This is a genomic window from Streptomyces deccanensis, assembly GCF_022385335.1.
Taxonomy (GTDB): domain Bacteria; phylum Actinomycetota; class Actinomycetes; order Streptomycetales; family Streptomycetaceae; genus Streptomyces; species Streptomyces deccanensis.
Window position 1 is genome coordinate 3,829,897 of sequence record NZ_CP092431.1, and the last position, 22,838, is coordinate 3,852,734.

General features: G+C 73.3%; 19 protein-coding genes and 1 tRNA gene. 12 read left to right on the forward strand and 8 right to left on the reverse strand.

Translation table 11 applies throughout. The features are described 5' to 3' along the window. Positions 1–125 precede the first annotated feature (125 nt). Positions 126–1,637: an NsdA family TPR-like regulatory protein gene (locus L3078_RS17050; protein WP_239754639.1), complete on the forward strand. Its 1,512-nt coding sequence runs from the start codon at positions 126–128 to the stop codon at positions 1,635–1,637. Between the two features lie 31 nt (positions 1,638–1,668). Here L3078_RS17050 and L3078_RS17055 read toward each other — a convergent pair whose 3' ends face one another. Continuing rightward, the gene (locus L3078_RS17055; RefSeq protein WP_239754640.1) at positions 1,669–2,265 is read right to left on the reverse strand and encodes a histidine phosphatase family protein; all 597 of its coding nucleotides are present in this window, start codon (positions 2,263–2,265) and stop codon (positions 1,669–1,671) included. Positions 2,266–2,460: 195 nt separating this feature from the next. Here L3078_RS17055 and L3078_RS17060 point away from each other — a divergent pair, with 195 nt between their 5' ends. The 4 genes from L3078_RS17060 to L3078_RS17075 are packed head-to-tail and all read left to right on the forward strand — an operon-like array spanning position 2,461 to position 7,622. After that, a complete protein-coding gene (locus tag L3078_RS17060) occupies positions 2,461–3,519 on the forward strand; it encodes a phosphatase PAP2 family protein (RefSeq protein WP_239754641.1) in 1,059 nt (352 codons plus the stop codon). Then, on the forward strand, positions 3,470–4,678 hold the full coding sequence (locus L3078_RS17065; RefSeq protein WP_239760351.1) for a hypothetical protein: 1,209 nt from the start codon (positions 3,470–3,472) through the stop codon (positions 4,676–4,678). Before L3078_RS17060 ends, L3078_RS17065 begins: the two co-directional genes overlap by 50 nt. Then, a complete protein-coding gene (locus tag L3078_RS17070; RefSeq protein WP_239754642.1) occupies positions 4,669–6,282 on the forward strand; it encodes a hypothetical protein in 1,614 nt (537 codons plus the stop codon). The genes L3078_RS17065 and L3078_RS17070 overlap by 10 nt, the downstream gene beginning before the upstream one ends. Beyond that, positions 6,279–7,622 (forward strand): AAA domain-containing protein, encoded by a 1,344-nt coding sequence (locus tag L3078_RS17075; RefSeq protein ID WP_239754643.1) that lies wholly within the window; start codon positions 6,279–6,281, stop codon positions 7,620–7,622. Before L3078_RS17070 ends, L3078_RS17075 begins: the two co-directional genes overlap by 4 nt. 84 nt (positions 7,623–7,706) lie before the next feature. On the opposite strand, the gene L3078_RS17080 is transcribed toward L3078_RS17075, so the two are convergent. After that, positions 7,707–8,750 (reverse strand): zinc-dependent alcohol dehydrogenase family protein, encoded by a 1,044-nt coding sequence (locus tag L3078_RS17080; RefSeq protein WP_239754644.1) that lies wholly within the window; start codon positions 8,748–8,750, stop codon positions 7,707–7,709. A gap of 44 nt (positions 8,751–8,794) precedes the next feature. Continuing rightward, positions 8,795–10,021: an MFS transporter gene (locus L3078_RS17085; RefSeq protein WP_239754645.1), complete on the reverse strand. Its 1,227-nt coding sequence runs from the start codon at positions 10,019–10,021 to the stop codon at positions 8,795–8,797. Between the two features lie 135 nt (positions 10,022–10,156). On the opposite strand from L3078_RS17085, the gene L3078_RS17090 reads away from it, so the two are divergent. The 4 genes from L3078_RS17090 (at position 10,157) to L3078_RS17105 (ending at position 12,687) form a co-directional block, all read left to right on the forward strand. Next, the gene (locus L3078_RS17090) at positions 10,157–11,071 is read left to right on the forward strand and encodes a helix-turn-helix transcriptional regulator (protein WP_239754646.1); all 915 of its coding nucleotides are present in this window, start codon (positions 10,157–10,159) and stop codon (positions 11,069–11,071) included. 214 nt (positions 11,072–11,285) lie between these two features. After that, positions 11,286–11,648, forward strand: coding sequence for a hypothetical protein (locus tag L3078_RS17095; protein WP_239754647.1), 363 nt, complete (start codon positions 11,286–11,288; stop codon positions 11,646–11,648). A gap of 282 nt (positions 11,649–11,930) precedes the next feature. Next, complete coding sequence (locus L3078_RS17100; RefSeq protein WP_239754648.1) at positions 11,931–12,623, forward strand: bifunctional DNA primase/polymerase; 693 nt, start codon at positions 11,931–11,933, stop codon at positions 12,621–12,623. Next, positions 12,614–12,687, forward strand: a tRNA-Lys gene (locus tag L3078_RS17105). The genes L3078_RS17100 and L3078_RS17105 overlap by 10 nt, the downstream gene beginning before the upstream one ends. 56 nt (positions 12,688–12,743) lie before the next feature. Here L3078_RS17105 and L3078_RS17110 read toward each other — a convergent pair. Next, positions 12,744–14,216 carry a M6 family metalloprotease domain-containing protein gene (locus L3078_RS17110; protein WP_239754649.1) on the reverse strand — a complete coding sequence of 491 codons (1,473 nt, stop codon included), beginning with the start codon at positions 14,214–14,216 and terminating at the stop codon, positions 12,744–12,746. Positions 14,217–14,613: 397 nt separating this feature from the next. On the opposite strand from L3078_RS17110, the gene L3078_RS17115 reads away from it, so the two are divergent. Continuing rightward, a complete protein-coding gene (locus tag L3078_RS17115; RefSeq protein WP_239754650.1) occupies positions 14,614–16,575 on the forward strand; it encodes a putative bifunctional diguanylate cyclase/phosphodiesterase in 1,962 nt (653 codons plus the stop codon). On the opposite strand, the gene L3078_RS17120 is transcribed toward L3078_RS17115, so the two are convergent. From L3078_RS17120 to L3078_RS17130, 3 genes are all read right to left on the reverse strand, one after another. After that, positions 16,566–17,681 (reverse strand): LLM class flavin-dependent oxidoreductase, encoded by a 1,116-nt coding sequence (locus L3078_RS17120; RefSeq protein ID WP_239754651.1) that lies wholly within the window; start codon positions 17,679–17,681, stop codon positions 16,566–16,568. The genes L3078_RS17115 and L3078_RS17120 overlap by 10 nt on opposite strands. 221 nt (positions 17,682–17,902) lie before the next feature. Then, positions 17,903–18,634, reverse strand: coding sequence for a maleate cis-trans isomerase family protein (locus L3078_RS17125; protein WP_239754652.1), 732 nt, complete (start codon positions 18,632–18,634; stop codon positions 17,903–17,905). Further along, on the reverse strand, positions 18,631–19,440 hold the full coding sequence (locus tag L3078_RS17130) for a maleate cis-trans isomerase family protein (RefSeq protein ID WP_239754653.1): 810 nt from the start codon (positions 19,438–19,440) through the stop codon (positions 18,631–18,633). The genes L3078_RS17125 and L3078_RS17130 overlap by 4 nt, the downstream gene beginning before the upstream one ends. Positions 19,441–19,623: 183 nt before the next feature. Between L3078_RS17130 and L3078_RS17135 the strand changes: the two genes are divergently transcribed. Further along, a complete protein-coding gene (locus L3078_RS17135; RefSeq protein WP_239754654.1) occupies positions 19,624–20,589 on the forward strand; it encodes a D-2-hydroxyacid dehydrogenase in 966 nt (321 codons plus the stop codon). Between the two features lie 20 nt (positions 20,590–20,609). After that, positions 20,610–22,028: an amidase gene (locus L3078_RS17140; RefSeq protein ID WP_239754655.1), complete on the forward strand. Its 1,419-nt coding sequence runs from the start codon at positions 20,610–20,612 to the stop codon at positions 22,026–22,028. A 270-nt stretch (positions 22,029–22,298) separates the two neighbouring features. Here the strand turns inward: L3078_RS17140 and L3078_RS17145 are convergent, their stop codons facing one another. Next, positions 22,299–22,802 carry a DUF3830 family protein gene (locus tag L3078_RS17145; RefSeq protein ID WP_239754656.1) on the reverse strand — a complete coding sequence of 168 codons (504 nt, stop codon included), beginning with the start codon at positions 22,800–22,802 and terminating at the stop codon, positions 22,299–22,301. Positions 22,803–22,838 lie beyond the last annotated feature (36 nt).

Below are 22,838 nucleotides of genomic sequence, written 5' to 3' on the forward strand. Positions count from 1 at the left end.
GTGGGGGCCCCGATGGGGCGGGTACGTTCTTGCCCCGCCGGACACAGCGGAACCAACCGTGCAGCACGCATACAAGTCCTACTGAATCCGGCATGGTTCGACGGTTCGCGAGAGAGGGCCCGGCCATGACGTCGTCATCGGTGACCTCGTCCCAGTCCCCCCGTCCCCAACGGCCGAATCTCGTCTTCAGGCAGCTGCGCGGGCAGCGTTCGCCGGGCGAGTTCGCCGCCGCGGTACGGCGGGCCGCCCGTGAGATCGGCGAGCGGGTGAGCTGCGACGCGCGGTACGTCGGACGGGTCGAGGCGGGCGAGATCCGCTGTCCCAACTACGCGTACGAACGGGTGTTCCTGCATATGTTTCCCGGCCGAACGCTGACCGACCTGGGTTTCGCGCCCCGCGCGGAGGTACGCGGTCGGGGGGCGCGCCCCGCCGACGAGGCGCCCTCCCCTCGCAACAAGAGCCGCTCGCACTCCTCATACGGAAGGGGGTGTGAGACGGAAGGGGCGTACGAGCCGTATGACACGCAAGAGATGTACGACATGCAGGACCCGCGGGGCGACACGGGCTATGTGCGCGGCCGGCGGGGCACGCAGCAGGCGTACCAGAACGACGAGGAGAGCGACGTGCAACGTCGCGCGTTCATGACCGGAGGCACCGCCGCGATGGCGGCCGCCTCCTTCGGCCCCTTCGCCCTCGGCGGCGCGGCCTCGGCCTCGACCCGGCCCGTGCACCGGGCGGGCACGGGGGAGGCGGGGGCCCTCGAAGCGGCCGTACGCAAGATCCGGCTGCTCGACGACCGGCACGGGGCGGACGGGCTGTACCGCAGGGCCTCGGCGCCGTTGCGGGCCGCGTACGCGCTGCTCGACGCGGGCACCACCCGGCAGACCACCGCCGACCGGCTGTACGCGGGCGCGGGCGAACTGGCCATCTCCGTGGGCTGGCTGGCCCATGACTCGGGGCGGTTCGACGACGCCCGCTCGCACTACGCGGAGGCGCTCGCCACGGCCCGGATGTCCGGGGACCCGGGTCTGGAGGCGCACGCGTTCTGCAACACGGCCTTCCTCGCGCGTGACGCGGGCCGGCCACGTGAGGCGGTCCGGGCGGCGCAGGCCGCGCAGCGGGTCGCCCGGCCGCTGGGATCACCCCGGCTGATGTCACTCCTGGCGCTGCGGGAGGCGGGCGGCTGGGCGGGGCTCGCCGACCGCACCGGGTGCGAACAAGCGCTGGCCCGGGCGCACGCCCTGTTCGGGCGGGGGGCCGCGGAGGCCGACCCGGAGTGGATGAGCTTCTACGGGGAGGCCGAGCTGGAGGGCCTGGAGGCGCAGTGCTGGTCCACGCTGGGCGACTGGCCCCGGGCGGCCCGGCACGCGCGCCGGGCGGCCGGTCTGCAGAACCCGCACTTCACCCGGAACATCGCGCTCTACACCGCCGAGCTGGCGGACGACCTCGCGCGCGGGGGGCGTCCCGACGAGGCCGCGGCCGCCGGTATGCGGGTCCTCGACCTCCTCGACGAGGTCCAGTCCTCCCGCGTCCAGCAGATGCTGGCCGGTACGGCACGGGTGCTGCTGCCGCACCGTCGGGCCTCGGGGGTGTCGGCGTTCCTGGAACGGCACGCGGGGGTCGCGCGGAGCGCGTAGACAGCCGCCGGTTCCGCCTTCGGAAGCACGGTCAGCTCGTGAGGTGCCCCGTGTCGTTCCACGACTCGATCGCCGGGTCGCCGTAGGCCCAGCCGAGGACCGACAGGGACGTCGGGCTGAGGCGGACGCGTGCGGCGAAGTCGAGGTCCAGGCCCAGCCAGCGGGCGGCTATGGACCGCAGGACGTGGCCGTGGGCGAAGACCAGCACATCGCGGTCCTCGCTCCGCGCCCACGCCACCACCTCGTCCGCGCGCGCGGCGAGCTGCCGCAGGGTCTCCCCCTCGGGGACGCCGTCGCGCCACATCAGCCAACCCGGCCGGAAGGCCTGGATCTCGGCGGGAGTGAGCCCCTCGTACGCCCCGTAGTCGACCTCCATGAGCGTGTCCCACTCGGTGGCGCGGTCGCCGAAGCCGGCCAGATCGCAGGTCTCACGCGCGCGGGAGAGGGGACTCGTCCGTACGTCGACACCGGGCAGCCCGTCCAGGGGCGCCCGGTGCAGACGCTCCCCGAGGAGCTTGGCGCCGCGCCGGCCCTCTTCGAGGAGCGGGATGTCCGTCCTGCCGGTGTGCTTTCCGAGCAGGGACCATTCCGTCTGTCCGTGCCGGGCCAGCAGGATGCGCGGTGCCATGAGCGACCTTTCCGGGGGCCTTCTGCGAGAAGGGAGAAATGGGAGGCGGATGCTTCCATCATCGCTCACGCTGTCGTGGGGCAACCCGACAGGCGATCCCAGCGTCTTGGACATCGTCTTGCTCAAGGGCCACACGAGCACCACACACAGATGAACATCGACGCGTCACGCGCACAGACGGGGGAGGACGTTCGGATGCCGCAGACCGAGGCGACCGAGGCACCGGCCAGCAGAACGACCGGCGCACCGGTTACCGAGGGGACGCCTGGCACGCGGCTCCGCTGGTGGACCGAGCTGCCGCTGATCCTGCTGGTGTACGGGGCGTACTCGGCGGGCCGGCTGCTCGCCCGCGGCGACACCTCCCACGCCGTCGAGCACGGGCTGGCGATCCTGCGGATCGAGAAGGCGTTCCGGCTCAACGCCGAGCATCCGCTGAACCGTCTGTTCACGCGTGAACCCTGGATCGGGATACCCGCCGACTTCTGGTACGCGTCGCTGCACTACCTGGTCACCCCCGCGCTCCTGGTCTGGCTCTTCCGGTCGCACGCCGTGCGCTACCGCGCGGCCCGCACCTGGCTGCTGACCTCCACCTTTATCGGCCTCATCGGCTTCACCCTGCTGCCCACCTGCCCGCCCCGGCTGCTCGACCCCTCCCACGGCTTCGTCGACACGATGGCCCACTACAGCTCGTGGGGCTGGTGGGGCGGCGAGGCCAGCGCGCCCCGGGGCCTGGGCGGCATGACCAACCAGTACGCGGCGATGCCGAGCCTGCACGTCGGCTGGGCCCTGTGGTGCGGGGTGATCCTGTGGCGCTTCGCGGGCGGCTCACCGCTCGTGCGGATCGCGGCCGTCGCGTACCCGCTGATCACCACGATCGTCGTGATGGGCACCGCGAACCACTACTTCCTCGACGCGGTGGCGGGCGCCGCCGTGATGGGGGCGGGCCTGCTGCTGACGCCGCTGGTGCTGCGACTCGCGGACCAGTGGCGGGTCTCGCTCGGCCTCGGCACGACGGCCGCGAGCCGGTTCGACGGCGGCGGCCGACGGCCCGTGGAGGCATCCGCCGACCGGCGGCCCGTGGAGGGGTCCGCCGTCGTGGCCACGGCCGCCTCTCGGGCCTCCCTTTCCCCAATTGTCAGTGGTGAGTGCCAGACTTCCCCGGGTGAGCGAATTCCACGGCAGCGGATCATCGAACCCGAGCCGGGTGCCGCCCCCTCGGAAGCAGGGGACGGCGCTGCGGCAGCGGCTCGCTGAGCTGCGCGGACCCGAGGTCCCACCCAAGGCGCTGGACGCGCGCGCCCTCGCCGCGCTCGCGGCCAACCCGGGCTGTGAGCGCCGCGCGCTGCTGGACGGCGCGGGGGTGAACAAGGCGGTCCTGGCGGACGCGCTCGGCTCGCCCTCCGCCTTCGGCCAGTCCCAGTTCGCGTTCATGCGGGGCAACGCCTTCGAGGCCCGGGTCAAGGCGGACGGCGGCGCCGAACTGCTGCGGCTGGTCCACGAGAGACTGGACCCCGGTGCCGAGCCGCCGGCCTCGGCGTCGGTCCCCGACCTCGCCGCCGTCGGCCCCGAGGGCCGCGCCGCCCGTACGGCGCTGGCGCTGCGCGAGGCCACGGACGCCGGCGGCTGGACCCTGCTCGACCACCCCATGCTCGCGCTCGACGTCGCGGGCTCCCCCGCGTTCCTGGAACCGGACGCGGTGGTGATCCACCCGGACGGCACCTGGTCGGTCGTCGAGATCAAGTCCTTCCCGATGCTGGACGGTTCGGCGGACCCGGCGAAGGTGGGCGCCGCCGCCCGCCAGTCCGCGGTGTACGTGCTGGCGCTGGAGGAGGTCGCCTCCCGGCTCGGCGGCGAGGCCCGCGGCGGCGCCCCCGCGCCCGAGGTGCGCCATCGGGTGCTGCTGGTCTGCCCCAAGGACTTCACCAACCTCCCGACGGCCGCGGCGGTGGACATCCGCAAGCAACGGGCGGTCACTCGCCGCCAGTTGACCCGGCTGACCCGCATCGAGGAGATCGCGGACGACCTGCCCGAGGGCACCTGCTTCGCGCCGGACCTGCCCCGGGAGCAGCTGACGACGGCCGTCGAGGCGCTCTCCGCGACCTACGCCCCCGAGTGCCTCGCCGCCTGCGAGCTGGCCTTCCACTGCCGGGCCCGCTCCCGCACGGAGGGCGCGGTGACCTCCCTGGGGCGGGCCGCACGGGCGGAGCTGGGCGGTCTCACCACCGTCGACGACGTCCTGGCGGCGGCCCACGGCCACGCCGGCGACCCGGACGACCCGGCCGTGGCCGCGCTGCGCAGAGCGGCGGAGCTACGGGCGGAGGCGCTGGGAGCCGCCGGGCTCGGCACCGCCGGCGCGCCCCCGGCGTCGGCCACCCTTCCCGGCCCGGCGCCGGAGGGGGTTCCGTGTCGCTGATCGCCACCCTCGCCCGTCTCGAAGCCGTCAGCTCGGGGCGCGCCCAGCCCGCCGCCACCGTCCTGCACCGGCATCTCTCCGCCCACCCCCTCGTCCTCGTGCCGCTCACCACCGCCGGTGAGGCCGGGGCCCCGCTCGGCGCGCTCGCCGGCACCGACCGGGACGCGCCCCGCCTGTTGGTGGTGCCCCAGCCCCGCGACCGTGACCTGCGCTTCGCGTTCCTCGCCGAGCTGGCGGACATCGTCCTGCCCTACGTGGACGGCTACGCCGACGTGGTGGAGGCCGCCGAGCGCAGCGAGACCGACCCGGAGACCGGCAAACGCGTCAAGGTCGAGGTCGAACTGTGCGCGGACGCCCCGCAGTTGATCCTGCCGAGCCGGACGGGCATCGACTTCGTACGGCTCCTCGGGCGCTCCATGCGGTTCCGGCGCACCGCCGAGCAGGACCCGGAGGCACCCCATCCGGCGCCGCCGCGCGTGCCGTTGCTCGGGCGGTGGCTCACGCACTTCGGGGAGCGGGCGCGGGTGCCGGGCTCCTCGCTGCTGCTCGCCCTCACCGACCTGCTGTCCAAGCACTGGGCCACCGGCCAGTCCGGGGTGGAGGACCAGCATCTGGGGTCGCTGCTCGCCTGGATCGACCCGCCGGAGGGGGAGTCGGGCGAGGCGGCGGCGCGACGGGCCGAGCTGGCGCGGGACGCCGCCGGCCAGTTGCTGTGCCCGCCCGCCGGGCCCGCGACCGATCCGGCGTTCGACAACAAGCTGCTGGCCCCGGCCATCGAGCGGTACGACCGGGCGCGGCTCGCGCTGGCCGCCGCCGAGGACGGTCTGGAGGCCGACGACCGGCTGGGTGCGCTGACCGCCGCCGAGCAGGAGATCCGCGATCTGGTGGAGAGCCGCACCCGGCCCACCTGGGACGCGGTGTGGCACGGCCTGGATCTGCTGCGCGCCCTGCCGGAGGGTGCCCACGCGGCCGACCGGTGGACCCGCGACCGCTGGTCCTTCACCGGCCACCGGGACCGCATCGTCGCCGGGGAGCCCCCGCAGCCGCGCGTCGACGACGCGGTCACCGCCGCGAACAAGCTGGCCGCGCGCGAGCGTGAACAGGCCCGCCTCGACGCCCAGGAGGCCCTGGACGACCCCCTCGTGATGGCCGGGCGACGGCTGTCCGGTGAGGCGTTCGCCGGTGAGGTCGTGGACGTCGTGATGGCCTACAGCGAGGGCAAGCGGCCGAGCCCCCGGCCCCTGGTCACCGTGGCGACGCGGGACCGGCCGCATCTCGGGGAGCGCGCGAAGGTGTACCGCTCGCTGGGCGGGAAGCCGCAGACGGCGGAGTTCGTGGGGCACGAGCCGGGCGAGGCGGCCGACGGACGCGAGAGCCTGCTGGTCCTGCGGATCATGGACAAGATGGGGCGGGGCAAGGAGCCGGAGGTGGGGTCCGTCCCCGAGAAGGGGGACCGGCTCTGCTTCACCCTGTTCGAACACGACCAGCGGGGCGGGGCGAAGCTGCCCGACCCGGAGGAGACACCGTGGACGCACGGCGGGCCGCCGGGTGAGCCCGACGCCGTACCGGTGCCGGACCCGGTGACCGAGGAGGACGTCCTGTGACCCCCGCCGAGGCCGTGCTCGACCCCGGGGCGGCGGCCGGCCGCGCCACCGACGCCATCCTGCGCGACACGTTGCACGGCGACGCGCGCGGTGTCGTCGTCGACTCGCCGCCCGGCGCCGGGAAGTCGACGCTCGTGGTGCGCGCCGCGCTCGAACTCGCCTCCGCCGGGCGCCCGTTGATGGTCATCGCGCAGACGAACGCGCAGGTGGACGACCTGGTGGTCCGGCTCGCCGAGAAGGACCCGGAGCTCCCGGTCGGCCGGTTGCACAGCAGCGACAGCGACCCGTACGACAAGGCGCTGGACGCCCTGCCGAACGTACGGAAGTCGACGAAGGCGGCCGATCTGGCCGGGCTGGACGTGGTGATCTCCACGGCCGCGAAGTGGGCGCACGTCAAGGGCGTCGAGCCGTGGCGGCACGCGATCGTCGACGAGGCGTACCAGATGCGGTCGGACGCGCTGCTGGCCGTGGCGGGGCTGTTCGAGCGCGCGCTGTTCGTGGGTGACCCGGGGCAGCTGGACCCGTTCGCGATCGTGGGCAGCGAGCAGTGGGCGGGGCTGTCGTACGACCCGTCGGCCTCGGCGGTGACGACGCTGCTGGCCCACAACCCCGAGCTGCCGCAGCACCGGCTGCCGGTGTCGTGGCGGCTCCCGGCGTCGGCGGCGCCCCTGGTCTCCGACGCGTTCTATCCCTTCACGCCCTTCCGCAGCGGCACGGACCACGGGGACCGGCGGCTCGGGTTCGCGGTGCCGTCGGACGGCTCCGGCCCGGACCGGGTCATCGACGAGGCCGCCGAGTCGGGGTGGGGGCTGCTGGAGCTGCCGGCCCGGCACACACCTCGCACGGACCCCGAGGCGGTGCGGGCCGTGGCGCAGGTCGTACGGCGGCTCCTCGACCGGGGCGGGGCGGCGACCTCGGAGCGGTCCGAGGAGCCCGTGCCGCTGACCGCCGACCGGATCGCCGTCGGCACGGCCCATCGCGACCAGGCCGCGGCGGTGCGCGCCGCGCTGGCGGAGCTGGGCGTCGCGGACGTGGTGGTGGACACGGCGAACCGTCTGCAGGGCCGGGAGTACGACGTGACGGTCGTCCTCCATCCGCTCTCCGGGCGCCCCGACGCGACGGCGTTCCACCTGGAGACCGGGCGGCTGTGCGTCCTCGCCTCCCGGCACCGGCACGCCTGCATCGTGGTGTGCCGGGCGGGCGTCACCGACCTGCTCGACGACCATCCGTCCACCGAGCCGGTGCAGCTGGGCGTGACCGTGAAGTTCCCGGACGGCTGGGAGGCGAACCACGCGGTGCTGGCGACGCTGGCGGAGCACCGGGTGGGATGGGCGCCTTGACGGCGGAATGATCGGGTGGGGTGGGCCCCTCGACGGCGGGCTGGGGGCGCGGCTGCTGCGCCGCGCCCCCACCTGTGTCCGGGTTCAGGGCTTGATGAGGACCTTCAGGCTCTTGCGGTCGGCCATGTCCTGGTAGCCGGCCGGGACGCCGTCCAGGCCGGTGGTGGCGTCGAAGACCTTCCCGGGCTCGATGGTGCCGTCGAGGATGTCGGGCATCAGCTCCTCGATGTAGGCGCGGACCGGAGCCGGTCCCCCGGCGAGCCGGATGTTGTGGCGGAAGAGGCTGCCGAAGCCGATCGGTGCCTCCTCGTACTGCGGGACGCCGACGCGGCTGATGACGCCGCCCGGTCGGACGATGCCGACGGCCTGCTCGTAGGCGGGCCGGTTGCCGACGCACTCCAGGACGACATGTGTGCCGTGCCCGCCGGTCAGCTCACGGACGGCCTCGATGCCTTCGTCCCCGCGGGCGGAGACGACATCGGTGGCGCCGAACTCACGGCCGAGGTCGGTGCGCGCCTGGTGACGGCCCATCAGGATGATCTGCTCGGCGCCCAGGCGCTTGGCCGACAGCACCCCCAGCAGGCCGACCGCGCCGTCACCGATCACGGCCACCCGGGTGCGCTCGTTCACACCGCCCGCCACGGCGGCGTGGTGGCCGGTGCCGAAGACGTCCGAGAGGGTCAGCAGGGACGGGATCAGGGCGGAGTCCGCCGCGACGGGCAGCTTGACGAGGGTGCCGTCGGCGAGCGGGACACGGATCGCCTCGGCCTGGCCGCCCTCTTCCGCCTCGCCGTCCCAGAAGTTGGCCTGGGCGTGGGCGCAGGAGGTGTGCAGGCCCTCGCGGCAGAACGCGCAGGTGTTGTCGGAGATGGCGAAGGGGGCGACGACCAGGTCACCGCGCTTGACGGTGGTCACCTCCGAGCCGGTGTCCTCGACGACGCCGATGAACTCGTGGCCCATCCTCGCGGGCCCGTCCTCCGGCTTGTGCGAGCCGTAGGGCCACAGGTCGCTGCCGCAGACGCAGGAGGCGGTGATACGGACCAGGGCGTCGGTGGGGTGCTTGACGACGGGGTCGGGGACGTTCTCGACGCGGACGTCGCCGGCGCCGTACAGGAGGGTTGCGCGCATCGGAGGTGCTCCATTTCCGGATCGTGCGTGAGGGGGGTGAGGGGTCAGTGGCGGTGTCGAAGGAGTGCGAGGGCGGTGGTGGGGATCAGCGTGAGGGCGGCGACGGCGGTGCCGACGGCGGCGGGGCCGGTGGCGCCCAGCGACGAGTCGAGGGTGAGGCCGGCCGTCCAGGAACCGACGGCGGTGCCGAGGTTGAATGCCGAGACGGTCAGGGCGGAGGCCAGGACGGGGGCCTGGCGTGCGAAGCGGACGGCCAGGGCCATCAGCACCGGGTTGGCGCCGAGGCCGAAGAAGCCCAGCAGGGCGACCAGGACGATGGTGGGGACGGCGTATCCGGCCAGCAGCGAGATCGCGAGGAGCAGGAGGGTCGCTCCCGTGGCGGCCGCGATGGTCACCGTGTGCGGGCGGCGGTCGCCCAGCCGGCCTCCGGCGAGGGAACCGGCGAGGGCGCCGAGGCCGAAGCCGGCCAGGACCAGCGGTACGGTCCCGGGCGCGATCGCCGACCGGTCGGTCAGCAGGGGCGAGATGTAGGAGTACGCCGCCAGGACACCGCCGGTCGTGGTGGCGCAGGCCGCCAGCACCAGCCACAGGCGGCCGTTGCGCAGCGCGGTCAGCTCGGACCGGATCGACACCGCCCGCCGGTCGCCGCCGTCGTGGGGGACGGTGCGGGCGATCAGGACGATGGACGCCGCGGAGAGGACGGCGAGCGCCCAGAAGGGGCCGCGCCAGCCCATGAGCTGCCCGGCGAGCGCGCCCAGCGGCACGCCGACGACGTTGGCGAGCATGGCTCCGGCCCCGACGAGACCGAGGGCACGGGCACTGGCCGCGGGGCCCGCGGCGCGTGCCGCGGCCACATTCGCCACCGCCCAGAACGCACCGGTGGCGATCGCGGTCAGGAAACGGGCCGCGAGGACCAGCGTGAAGTTCGTGCCGAGGGCGACGACGACGTGCCCTGCGGCGAAGATGCCCAGGGCGAGCATCAGTGTCAGCCGCTTCGGCAGCCGCAGGGTGAGCATCGCCATGAGCGGGGCGCCGACGATCATCCCGACCGCGAAGACGGTGATCATCAGGCCGGTCCGGGCGACGCCGACCCGCAGGTCTCCCGCGATCTCGGGCAGCAGGCCGGCCACGACGAACTCGGTGGTGCCCATCAGGAACGTGCCCAGCGCGAGCACGTGGACGACGAGCGGGAGCCGGGCGGGCGGTGTCCGCTGAGGCTGTTGGATCCGTGACTGGGCGGGGGCGTGGAGGGTCGCTCCTCGCGTACTCAAGGTCGATCTCCCGGGGTCGTGATCGGGGTACGTCTCCCCCAGAAGACGGGTTTCCTCACCCCTGAGGAAGGTCGCGTTTATGGGGGGTACAAGCTCGACCTCCCTCCTCGCGAGGGGGTGGCTACCGTGAAACGCATGGATGACCGAAGCGACCACCGCACCGAGATCCGGGACTTCCTGGTCGGCCGCCGCGCGAAGATCACCCCGGAGCGGGCCGGGCTGCCCACCAGCACCCGGCGCCGGGTCCCGGGGCTGCGGCGTGAGGAGGTGGCCGTGCTCGCCGGGGTGAGCACCGAGTGGTACACCCGCCTGGAGAAGGGTCACATCAGCGGCGTCTCCGAAGACGTCCTGGCCGCGGTCGCCCGAGCCCTGGAGCTGAGCGAGGACGAACGCACCTACCTGTTCGACCTGGCCCGCGCAGCCCGGCCCGCCCGGCGCGCACCGTCGCACCGCCGGGACGTCGAGGTCCCGCCGCGCACCCAGTGGATGCTCGACTCCATCACGATGTCCGCCGCCTTCGTGCGCGACGGACGCCTGGACGTCATCGCCCACAACGCGCTCGGGCGGGCCCTGCACGCACCGATGTTCGACAGCCGCGCCGCCACCGACGGACGCGGCCGTCCGAACTTCGCCCGCTACCACTTCCTCGACCCCGGCTCCCGGGACTTCTTCGTCGACTGGGAGGGCGGCGCCACCGCCACCGTCGCATTGCTGCGGGCCGAGGCCGGGCGGGAACCGCACGACCGGGTGCTGCGCGAGCTGATCGGCGAACTGTCCACCGTCAGCGCCGACTTCCGCACCCTGTGGGCCGCGCACGACGTCCGGCTGCGCCACGAGGGCGTCAAGCGGCTGCAGCACCCCGAGGTCGGCCACCTCAAGCTGACCTACCAGTCGCTGGACCTGCCCGTGTCACAGCGAGCCGTGCACAGCCTGAACCTCTACACCGCCGAACCGGGCAGCACGTCCGAGGAACGCCTCAAACTCCTCGCCAGCCTCGCGGCCACCCCCGCGCCCACCCCCACCTCCGAGCCCACCGACCGTCCGCGCTGACCTGCACCGCCGCCGGGCCGAGGACGCCGGTCCGGTACAGGGCGGTGGGCACCCGGTCGTAGTGGGCGGGGGCGTGGGTGTGTGCGGGGTGGTGTTCGGGGCGCTGGATGGGCCCGATGCCCACTTGCGCGGTCACGAGAGAATGGACGGTGGCCCTCCTCCCGGGACGCCCCCGGGACCGGCCCACTGAACCGTCGTACGAGGAGGAGAAGACATGGCGGAGCCCACGTCGCGTCGGAACGAACCGCGGCTGCGGCCTGCGCCCCTGCTCTTCGAGCCGGCGGAGGCGGCCGGCGATCCCGAGCACTTCTTCGATCTGGAGTCGATCGACGATCCGCGGGCGTTGCTGTCGCGGGCGACGGAGTTGGCACAGGCGTTTCGGGCGGCGGCGGACCGGGCCGTGGAGTTCCAGGCGATCGCCGCGGCCCAGCTCGCCGATCCCCGGCGGTTCGACCGGCTGACCCCGGCGGACGTCGCGGAACGGGCGGAGTGGACCGAGGACTACGCGAAGAAGATGATCGAGTACGGGCGGGAGCTGGCTCGGGGCCGGGATGTGAGCGGGCCGGAGTCCATCTGAGGCGCGGGGCTGGGGGCGGCCGTCCCGCGTACCGGCGCTTGCCGGGTGCCGCCCGCGCCCAGCCCGTGCCGCCCCAGCGGCACGATCGCCCGCGGCCGGAGCCAGACACATGATCGGACTGCGATCCGCGCGCGGCTGGGAGCCACGCGACGGCGGCGCCTCGTCTCCCGAAACACCCTCTGGCATATGCCGGATGGGCAAGATACCCCACTTGCTCACCTGCCGTACCAGTTTTCGGTAACTGCCCGGGGTCGGGCGGTGGCGGGCGGTAGATCTAGGTGCATGAGCGGTGGAGTGGGGACGGGCAGGTACCCGGAGGACGGGGTCGATGGCGCCGGAGTCACGGCGGAGGGCGCGGCTTGGCTCGCCTCGGCAGGAACGTATCCGCGGAGCACGCTGACCCTGTGGGAGGAACGGCCGACCGCCCCGGTGGTCCTGCCGTGCGGCACCGTCTTCGACGTCGTCAGCGTGCCCGCGCTCTTCGGGCGGCGGATGCTCGACCGGCTGTGGACCGAGGGCCCCGGCTCCGGACCGGTGGCCGTCTACCGCGGGCGCGTGCTCCTGTTCGCCTCCCCCGGCACCGCCCACCGGTTGCCCACCCTCCTGGAGTGGGAGGAGTGGGGCTCCCCCGGCCGCACCGGCGCGGTCCCGCCCCTCCTCTGCCACGGCACCGGCGACGCGGTCACCGTCCCGGCCGTGCTCGCCCCCGAGGACTCCGACGGCGCGGGCGGCACCGTCCCCGGCACCGGCGGCACATGCGGTTCCGGGACCCGCGACACCCCCGGTGTCAGCCGACTCGGCTCCCGCTGGCTCGTCGCTCCGGACACCCGGCGACCTTGGCTTCCCGGGCCCGACGTCCTGCTCTGGGCGGCCGTGCGCGCGGCCCGTTCGAGCACCTCCGCGACCGTGCGCGTATCGATTTTTCCTCCCGCCGATCAGGGTGCTAAGGTCTACGACGTCAGCAGGCGCCGCTAGCTCAGTTGGTTAGAGCAGCTGACTCTTAATCAGCGGGTCCGGGGTTCGAGTCCCTGGCGGCGCACGACACGAAAGAAGCCCCTCGCGGAAGCGAGGGGCTTCTTTCGTGCGCCCGCGCGCTCACCGCCCCGTCACGCCCGTCGTGCCCGTCGTGATCCGCACGGTCCACGCCCCGGACGCCGTACGCCCCTCCACATCCACCCGCACGTCGTCCCCCGGCACCGTGAAGCTCTCGCCCACGCGCACCGGCGCGTCCGCGAGGGGCGGGTAGACGGACTCCTCCCAGCAGGCCTCGGTGCGCGGGTGGGCGTCCAGGACCTCCATGGGGCCGCCGCCGGACTCGGCCCCGCTGCGGATGCGGTACACGAGGACGCCCTGTGTGCAGACGGCCGCGTCGTTCCCGACCGCGCCCCGCGCCTCGATCCCGAGCGCGCTGTCGGGCCCCGTACGGACGACCGCCAACTTCGTACCCCGGCCGGCACCGAAGCCCCGCACCCCGGCCGCCACCCCGGCGGCGGCACCGCCACCACCACCGACGGCACCGGTACCGGCACCCGCACGGGCCCCGGCCCCCGTACCCGCCCCCGTACCCGCGCCCCCGACGCGCCCGCCCCCTCCACCCGCGTGCCCCACCTCGCCCTCGCCCTCCCCGGTCCCCGTGACCTCCTCCGTCTCCCCCTCGTACGCCCCTCTCGGCCCGGCCCCCACCGCCTCCAGCGTCAGCCGGGTCGTCCCGGTGCCGCGCACGCACGTCACCTGGCGGGGTTCCAGCCAGCCCAGCTTCCACTTGTGCCAGGCGAACAGGTCCGGGGCGAGGGCGAACTGGCTGCCCATGAGGTCCCAGTCGCCGACGTGGGTGTCCCAGTCGCCCTTGCCGTCGGCGGGGCGGTGGTAGAGATCGGGGAGGTCGAAGACATGGCCGGTCTCGTGGGCGAGGACGAGCCGGTCCGGCGGATGCCGCTCGAACACGGTGACGACCCGGCGCAGATCCGCGCCGTCGACCTCCAGCGGGGTCTGCAGATTCACCACCTTCGTCGCGTCCGAGTCGACACCGGGCGCGTGGGGGTCGGCGACGAAGTACACGATGTCGTAGCGGGAGAAGTCGACGTGCGGGTCGGCCGTGGCGAGGGCGTCCCTGATGTAGGCGGCCCGATGTGTCGCGTTCCAGTCACGTCGTATGGCGTACGCCGTCGACGGCTGGGGCATCTCCAGCCACTCGCGGCGCGGATGGGGACGGAGGGCGAACTTGCCGTACGACGCGCGTTCGAAGAACTCGCTGGTGGCCGGAAAGTGATCCGCGGTCAGCTCGGCCGGTGTGGTGAGAGGGGCCGCGTCCGGGAATGACAAGAATACGAGTACGGCGTCGAGGTCGCGGGTGGGCCGTGGATAGGCGGAGTTCCAGGTGTCGACACCCTCCGAGTGGTGCGCCTGGGTGCGCCGCAGCGTGCACGGCTCCGACAGCGGAACGGCGGAAGGGGCCGCGATCAGGGAGGTCGCGGCCAGCGCGGTGAGGGAGGTGAGCATGGCCGCTGTACTGCGCAGCACGGGCGCCCGGTCGCCCAGGAGGTCTTTCCAGGGGAGCGGACGCTGCACGGGGACCTCCGGACGTGGATCTTGGGAACGCCGCGTCCAGATTTTCGGAATTCGTAGTACTTTGCCCTGTTTGTCTGCACCAGAAGGGTGAGGGGCGACCGTTCGACCCCGCTCGCCCGCGTCCCGGGGCACGCCCGCCGACACCCCGCGCGCTCACGGAACGTCACAAGCGATCCGCGGAAAGGGGAAGCCGTTCAGCTCGGGGCAGAAACGATCTGTCAGATCAGGTCGTTGTTCAGGGAGACTGGAGAGTGGCTGGAAGGCCCTGGGGTCAGCCTCTATGATCGGCACACTTTCCTGCACGGACACGGCTTGAGCGCCCTTACGTACCTGGTTCGGCCGCTCCGACGAGACATATGAGATCCGTACGAAAACGAGTGCACTGCGGGAGCGAACGGTGAGCGGAACGTCCCAAGGGCCGGCGCCCGCGGCAGATCTCCTCCGGCCGGCGATTACAGAGCGTCACGCCAATGCGTCAGTTCAGTCGTCTGAGGCGCCCCAGCAACCTCAGTCGCCCCAGTCACCTCAGCCACCTCAGCCGACACAGTCGTCGGAGGAGAGCCCCACGACCCCCGCCGCGTTCTCCCTCGCGCCGCTCGCCATGGCCGTCGTCGACCGGGACGGGCTGGTCGTCACGGCCAACGGGGCGATGGGGACCCTGCTGGGGACGGGCTCCGAGCCGCTCGTGGGCCGGGTCGCCGCCGACCTGGTGGACCTGACCTCGGACACCCGCACCTGGCACGCGTACCGCGAGGTGCTGCGCGGGCGGCAGGCCCGGCTGCGCTGTACACGACGGCTGAAACAGCCGGACGGGACCTGGCTGTGGGTCCAGGTCTCGGTGGCACCGCTGCCCGAGGAGGAGCGGGCGGTCCTGCTCTCGGTCACCGACATCAGCGCGAACCGTCAGCTTCAGGCCAGGCTCCGTCATCTGCAGATGCACGACCCGGTGACCCGCCTCCCCAACCGCACCCTGTTCTTCGAACAGCTCTCCGCCGCCCTCGAACGGGAGGCGTACGACGAGGCCGGCACCGGCCGCATCGGCCTGGTCTACCTGGACCTGGACGGGTTCAAGGCGGTCAACGACACCCTCGGACACCGCGTCGGCGACCGGCTCCTCACGGCCGTCGCCGAGCGGCTCACCCGCTGCGCCGACGAGGCCGCGCGGCTCCGCACGGCGGGAACGGCGGCCGGGGCACCGCTGGTGGCCAGACTCGGCGGTGACGAGTTCGCGCTGTTGGTCGAGGACTCCACCGGCACGGAGCAACTCGCCGATCTCGCCGACTCGGTCCTCAAGGCGCTCCAGGCGCCCTTCGACCTGGCCGGGCAGCGACTGTCCGTCTCCGCCTCGATCGGGGTCGTCGAACGGCAGTCGGCGAGCACGACGGCGACGGGGCTGATGCAGGCCGCCGACACCACGCTGTACTGGGCGAAGGCCGACGGCAAGGCCCGCTGGACGCTGTTCGACCCCGAGCGCAACGCCCACCGGATGACCCGTCAGGCCCTGTCGTCCACGCTGCGGGCGGCCGTCGGACGCGGCGAGTTCGTGCTCGAGTACCAGCCGCTGGTGGGCATGGCGGAGGGCGAGGTGCGCGGGGTCGAGGCGCTGGTGCGCTGGCATCACCCGCAGTTCGGCCTGTTGACGCCGAATCGGTTCATCTCACTGGCCGAGGAGGACGGCTCGATCGTCCAGCTCGGACGGTGGATTCTGGCCACCGCCTGCCGGCAGGCCCGTCGCTGGCAGATCGACCACCCCGAGCGGGCCCCGATCTTCGTCAGCGTGAACGTCGCCGTCCGCCAGGTCTGGGACTCCGACCTGGTCGCCGATGTCGCCGAGATCCTCGCGGAGACCGGCCTCGCCCCGCACCTGCTGCAGCTGGAACTCACCGAGTCCGCGCTGATGGGCTCCGCCGGCCGCCCCCTCCAGGCGCTCAAGGCCCTGAGCGACATGGGCGTCCGCATCGCCATCGACGACTTCGGCACCGGGTACTCCAACCTGGCGTACCTCAGCCGGCTGCCGGTGTCGGTGCTGAAGCTGGACGGGGCGTTCGTCCGGGGGTTCCAGTACGAGGACGGGGAGGAGGACGGGGGTCCGGGCGGAGCCGGGGCCGCCGCCACCGCCGGCGAGGTCGGGGACGCCGGGCAGCCCAACCCCGCCGACGAGATCATCGTCGAGGCCCTCGTGCAGCTCGCCCACCGGCTCGGGCTGTCCGTCACGGCGGAGGGCGTGGAGACCGACGCGCAGGCCTCGCGGCTGCGCCGGCTCGGCTGCGACACCGGGCAGGGCTGGCTGTACTCCCGCGCGGTGTCGCCGGAACGGATCGCGGAACTGCTGGGGGCCGCGGCCTGCCCTCAGGCCTGAGGGGCGCCCTCCGCGGGAGGAAGGCGCGGCAGGTCGTAGGCGTCCGCGATGAGGTCGTACGAGCGCAGGCGTACGTCGGCGCTGTGGGCGTGAGTGGTGAGCATCAACTCGTCGGCGCCCGTGCGCTTGTGGAGGTCGTCGAGGCGGGTGCGGACCTCGTCGACGGTGCCGTGGACGACATCCGCGTTCCAGGAATCGATGAAGTCCTGTTCGACCACGCTGAACGCGTACGCCTCCGCCTCCTCCGGTGTCGGGACGAGACCGGGGCGGCCGGTGCGCAGCCGGACCATGTTGAGCGCGGCGGCCCTGACCTGGCGGCGGGCCTCCTTCTCCTCGTCGGCGGCGAGGGCGGAGACGCCGATCAGCGCGTACGGGGCGTCCAGGACCGCCGAGGGGCGGAACGACTCGCGGTACAGGTCGAGCGCGGGGATCGTGTTGCGCGCGGAGAAGTGGTGGGCGAAGGCGAAGGGGAGGCCGAGGGAGCCGGCCAGGCGGGCGCTGAAGCCGGAGGAGCCGAGCAGCCAGATCGGGGGGCGGTGCGGGGACTGGACACCGCCGGGTGAGGTGCTCTGGATCGGGCCCGGGACCGCGTGGATACGGCGGTAGGGGTGGCCGTCGGGGAAGTCGTCGTCCAGGAAGCGGGTCAGCTCCGCGAGCTGCTCGGGGAAGTCGTCGGCGCCCTCGTTGAGGCGGGCCGAGCGGCGGAGGGCGGCGGCGGTGGCGCCGTCCGTGCCGGGGGCGCGGCCGAGGCCGAGGTCGACGCGGCCGGGGGCCATGGCTTCGAGCGTGCCGAACTGCTCCGCGATGACCAGGGGGGCGTGGTTGGGGAGCATCACGCCGCCCGAGCCGAGGCGGATGCGGGTGGTGTGGGCGGCGAGGTGGGCGAGGATCACGGCCGGGGAGGAGGAGGCCACGCCGGGCATGGAGTGGTGTTCGGCGACCCAGTAGCGGTGGAATCCGCGTTGTTCGGTCTGGCGGGCGAGGGTGACGCTGGTGCGGAGGGCGTCTGTGGCGGTGCGGCCGGCGCCGACGGTGACCAGGTCGAGGACGGAGAGGGGGAACTGGGCTGTGCCCTTGGTTTCGCCTCGTATCTCGGCTGTGGTCACGGTGGGGCCTCCTGGGGGTGCGGGCGGTGGGTCTTGGGTACGGGGGCGGTAACAGGAGGGTGGCTCCGGTTATTCCCTCGCCCCCGCCGCCCCTACCCGTCCCATCCACAGGGGCTACGCCCCTTCGACCCCCAAGCATCCGTCCGGTGGGGGCTGGTCGCGCAGTTCCCCGCACCCCTGAAAGGCCAGCGGCCATTTCGGGGCGCGGGAGTTTGCGGGAGTCATACCTGCACGATCGGCTCTCGTGTGAACAGGGTGCCGAGTTCCGGAGCGTTGACCCTCCTGTCGGCCAGCCTCAGGGCCTCCCACAGCGTTACCTGGTTGGCGGTGAGGACCGGTTTGGCCAGTTCCTTTTCCAGGGTGGGGATGTGGGAGGCGGTGTGGAGGGCCGTGTCGGGGAGGAGGAGGGCGTTCGCGTCCGGGTGGTCGGCGGCGCGGGCGAGGGTGAGGGTCTCGTCGAGGCCCCAGGTGCCGACCTCCGCCGCCGTGATGATGCCGGCGCCCCGGACGGAGAGGACCTCGATGCCGGCCGTCGCCAGGAAGTCGACGAAGAGGCGGGCCACGTCGTCGGGGTAGGTCGCGGCCACCGCGACCCGGGTGGCGCCGATCTCGCGCGCCGCGTGGGCGAACGCGAAGGACGTGGAGGAGGCGGGCAGCCCGGCGGCGTGGGCGAGGGCGCGGACCTGGTCCTGGGCGCCCTCGTAGCCGTGGACGAAGCTGCCGCTGGTGCAGGCCCAGACGACGGCCTCCGCGCCGGACAGACGGAGGGCCTCGCAGCCGGCGGCCAGCCGTTCGGGGGCGCCCATCTCGCGCAGGGCGTCCACGCGGTGGGCGTCCTCGCCGATGTCGGTGTGCACCACGTCCACCCGGATGTCGCTGCCGAGCAGTTGCTCCATGCGCGGATAGTCGTCCTCGGCGGAGTGGCCCGGGTAGAGGAAACCGAGTGCGGTCATGCCCAACCTTCCTGTTCTTCCGGCAGTACCGGCGGTGGTGGAACAGGTCCCGCACCGAACGTCTGCCTGGCCGACTCGTCGAGCAGAGCCTGGTACGGACCCACCGCCCGAGTACCCAGATGACGCAGCGCCGCCCACATCGTCACCTGGTTGGCCGAGATCACCGGCATCCGCAGTTCCGCTTCCAGCTGGGGGATGACGTCGTACGTGGGGAGGTTGGTGCAGGAGATGAAGAGCGCGTCCGGTGTGGTCGTCCGGACCGCGCGGTGGGCCATGGCGACCACGTCGTGGTACGGGACCTTCCAGATGTGCCGGACCAGGCCGAGCGAGGCGCGGCCGGTGACCAGGACGCCCGCCTCGGCGAGGTACTCCTCCAGGGACTGGGTGACCGAGACGGTGTACGGGGTGACCAGGGCGATGCGGTGCGCGTTCAGCTCGGCCAGGGCGGCGAGCAGCGCGCCGGACGTGGTGACGGCGTGCGCGGCGCCCGCGCGGGTCATCGCCTCGCCCATCGCGCGCTCCCCCGCGACCCCGCCGACGAAGCTGCCGCTGGTGCAGGCGTAGGCCACGACCTCGGGCGCGACCTCGTTCAGCGCCCGGACCGCCTCGTGCAGCGTCTCGTGCTCGGAGACCAGCCGGGCCAGGTCGAGGCTGACCTCGACCGGCACGTACGGGGTCCGGGTGAGGTGCAGGGAGACGTCGTCCGGGACCCAGCGCCACAGCTCGCGGTCGAGGGCGAAGTCGAACGGGGCGATGACACCGACGCCGCGCTGCGGCAGGGGTCCACCGAGGAAGGAGACGTTCATGACAGCCACCGGCCTCACGGAGAGAGATGTGCGGACGACAGAACGTGCGCAAGTCCTTGTTGACGAAGGTAGGTTCGGGTGCGAGCGTGGTCAATCAGTGCATGTCACACGCATCTCGTGGGGCCGCCAGGGCCGCTTTCTGCCACTAGGGTCGCTTTCGATCGTGAGGGGTTCCCTTCGCCCATGACCTCGACCTCGACTTCCCGGCCGACGCTCCTCGTCCTCGACGCCGAGCCGCGTCCCCGGCTCGGGCGGCTCACCGGGCGGGCGACCGTCGAGTACGCCGACGCCTCGACGCTGGCCGCGCGGCTGCCGTACGCCGATGTGCTGCTGGTGTGGGACTTCACCTCCCGCGCGGTGCGGGAGGCCTGGCCGGGCGGCGGGCCCCGGCCGCGCTGGGTGCACACGGCGAGCGCGGGCGTCGACCATCTGCTCTGTCCCGAACTGGTCGCCGCCGAGGACACGGTGGTGACCAACGCGCGCGGGGTGTTCGAGGCGCCGATCGCCGAGTACGTCGCCGCGCTCGTCCTCGCCATGGCCAAGGACCTGCCGCGCAGCTGGGAGTTGCAGGGGCGGCGGGAGTGGCGGCACCGGGAGGCGCTGCGGGTGGCGGGCGGCCGGGCGTGTGTGGTGGGGTCCGGGCCGATCGGGCGGGCGATCGAGCGCTGTCTCAAGACGCTCGGCCTGCACACGGCCCTGGTCGGGCGGACCGCGCGGCCCGGGGTGCACGGCCCGGAGGAACTCGACCGGTTGCTGGCCCGCGCCGACTGGGTGATCGCGGCCGCGCCGCTGACGGAGGCCACGTACGGCATGTTCGACGCCCGGCGGTTCGGGGTCATGCAGCCGTCCGCGCGGTTCGTCAATGTGGGGCGCGGACAGCTCGTGGTGGAGGACGCGCTCGTCGAGGCGCTGCGCAAGCGGTGGATCGCGGGGGCGGCGCTGGATGTCTTCGAGCGCGAGCCGCTCGGCCCGGACGACCCGCTGTGGGACGTCCCCGGGCTGATCGTCTCGCCCCACATGAGCGGGGACACGGTGGGGTGGCGGGACGAACTCGGCGCCCAGTTCGTGGAGTTGTTCGAGCTGTGGGAGGCGGGCAAACCGCTGCCCAACGTGGTCGACAAGCAGCGCGGGTACGTGCCCGGGCACTGAACTCCCCTGGGAGGGGCCGGATGTCGGAGCTCACGGAACTGACCGCACTGTCCGCCGTACGACTGGTCGAGGGGTACCGCAAGGGCGAGTTCAGCCCCGTGGAGGTGGCGCGGGCGGTGCTGGAGCGGGCCGAGCGGATCCAGCCGGCCGTGAACGCGTTCGTGCGCGTCGACGCCGAGGCGGCGCTCGCGCAGGCGCGGGAGTCGGAGGGGCGCTGGCGGCGCGGGGAGCCGGCCGGGGCGGTGGACGGGGTGCCCGTCACCGTGAAGGACATCCTGCTGATGCGGGGCGGGCCGACGCTGAGGGGCTCCAGGACGGTTTCGGAGAAGGGGAGTTGGGACGAGGACGCGCCCTCGGTGGCCCGGCTGCGGGAGCACGGGGCGGTGTTCCTGGGGAAGACCACGACGCCCGAGTTCGGCTGGAAGGGCGTCACGGACTCGCCGCTCAGCGGGGTGACGCGGAACCCGTACGACCTCTCGCGCACGGCCGGGGGGTCCAGCGGGGGCGCGGCGGCGGCGGTCGCGCTCGGGGCGGGGCCGCTGGCGCTGGGCACCGACGGGGGTGGCAGCGTACGGATCCCGGCCGCCTTCTGCGGGGTGTTCGGGCTGAAGCCGACGTACGGGCGGGTGCCGCTGTATCCCGCGAGCGCGTTCGGCACGTTGTCGCACGTGGGGCCGTTGACGCGGGACGCGGCGGACGCGGCGCTGATGCTGGACGTGATCTCCGGTCCCGACGCGCGGGACTGGTCGGGGCTGGGGCCGGCCTCCGGGTCCTTCGTGGACGCGCTCGCGGGCGGGGTGCGGGGGGTGCGGGTCGCGTACTCGGCGTCGCTGGGTGGGCAGGTGGCCGTGCAGCCGGGGGTCGCGCGCGTGGTGCGGCGGGCGGTGGAGGGGCTGGCCGGGCTCGGTGCGTACGTCAGTGAGGCCGACCCCGACTTCTGTGATCCCGTGGAGGCGTTCCACACGCTGTGGTTCAGCGGGGCGGCGCGGGTGACGCAGCGGTTGGGGGCGGTGGGGCTGGCCGCCCTGGATCCGGGGTTGCGGAAGATTCGGGAGGTGGGGGCTCGGTTGTCCGCGTTGGAGTATCTGGCCGCGGTGGATGTGCGGATGGATCTGGGGCGGCGGATGGGGGCGTTTCATGAGCGGTACGACGTGCTGGTGACGCCTTCGGTGCCGGTGACGGCGTTCGAGGCGGGGGTGGAGGTGCCGGGGGGATCCGGGTATCGGCGGTGGACGGGGTGGACGCCGTTCACGTATCCGTTCAACCTGACGCAGCAGCCGGCGGGGAGTGTGCCGGTGGGGGTGGATGAGGGGGGACTGCCGGTGGGGTTGCAGGTGGTGGCGGCTCGGCATCGGGATGATCTGGTGTTGCGGGTGTCGCATGCGTTGTACGAGGCGGGGGTTGCGGGGGTGGCTGCGCCGGGCGGGGGCGTCTCCTGAGTTTGTTCGCCCCCGCCGCCCCTACCCGTCCCATCCCAGGGGCGCCGCCCCTTCGACCCCGGGGGGTGGGGGTGGGCAGAGGTGCGTTGTCGGGTGCGGGTCCGGTGGGGGCTTCTCGCGCAGTTCCCCGCGCCCCTAAAAGACCAGGCCCTGCGGGCCTGAAAAGCACGGGGCGCAGCCCCTGGTTTTCAGGGGCGCGGGGAACTGCGCGAGACGCCCCACGCACCCGCAGTCGCCCACGAACCCGCACCCCCGAGCTGCCAGGCGCCCTCACGCTCTCCGGAACCGGAGGGTTTCACCCGCCGCCCCCGTCCGCCACAGGTCGTTGCACGCGGCGGCCATCTCGTCCAGCCCCGACACCACCTGGCCCCAGACGATGCCCGGCACCCACCCCACGTCCCCGTTGAGCAGCAGGTTGTTGCGTTCGTAGAAGAGGGCGAGGTCCACGACGGTGGTGTCGGGGCGGACCTCCCGGTCGTAGCCGTAGGCGTTCGTGGCGAGTTCCGTGCCGGCGAAGGAGAAGTAGCAGAGGTCGCCGGGGATGGGGGTGACGGTGGGGTTCTCCAGGGGTGGTTCCCGGTCGGCGAAGGGTGGGAAGAGGGCGTAGATCTCGTTGCGGGCGTACTTCGCGTGGTAGACGTCCCCGGCCAGCGGCAGGGCGTCCCAGACGGCGGCGCACGTACGCGGCGCGAGGTCGTCCAGGAGCTTCGCCCGGCACACGACCTGGCGCTTGAGCAGGGAGATCTCCAGATGGCGGTCCGTCCTGTCACTCATGTCTTCCATGGTGCCGCCGGGGTCAAGGGCGCCTCG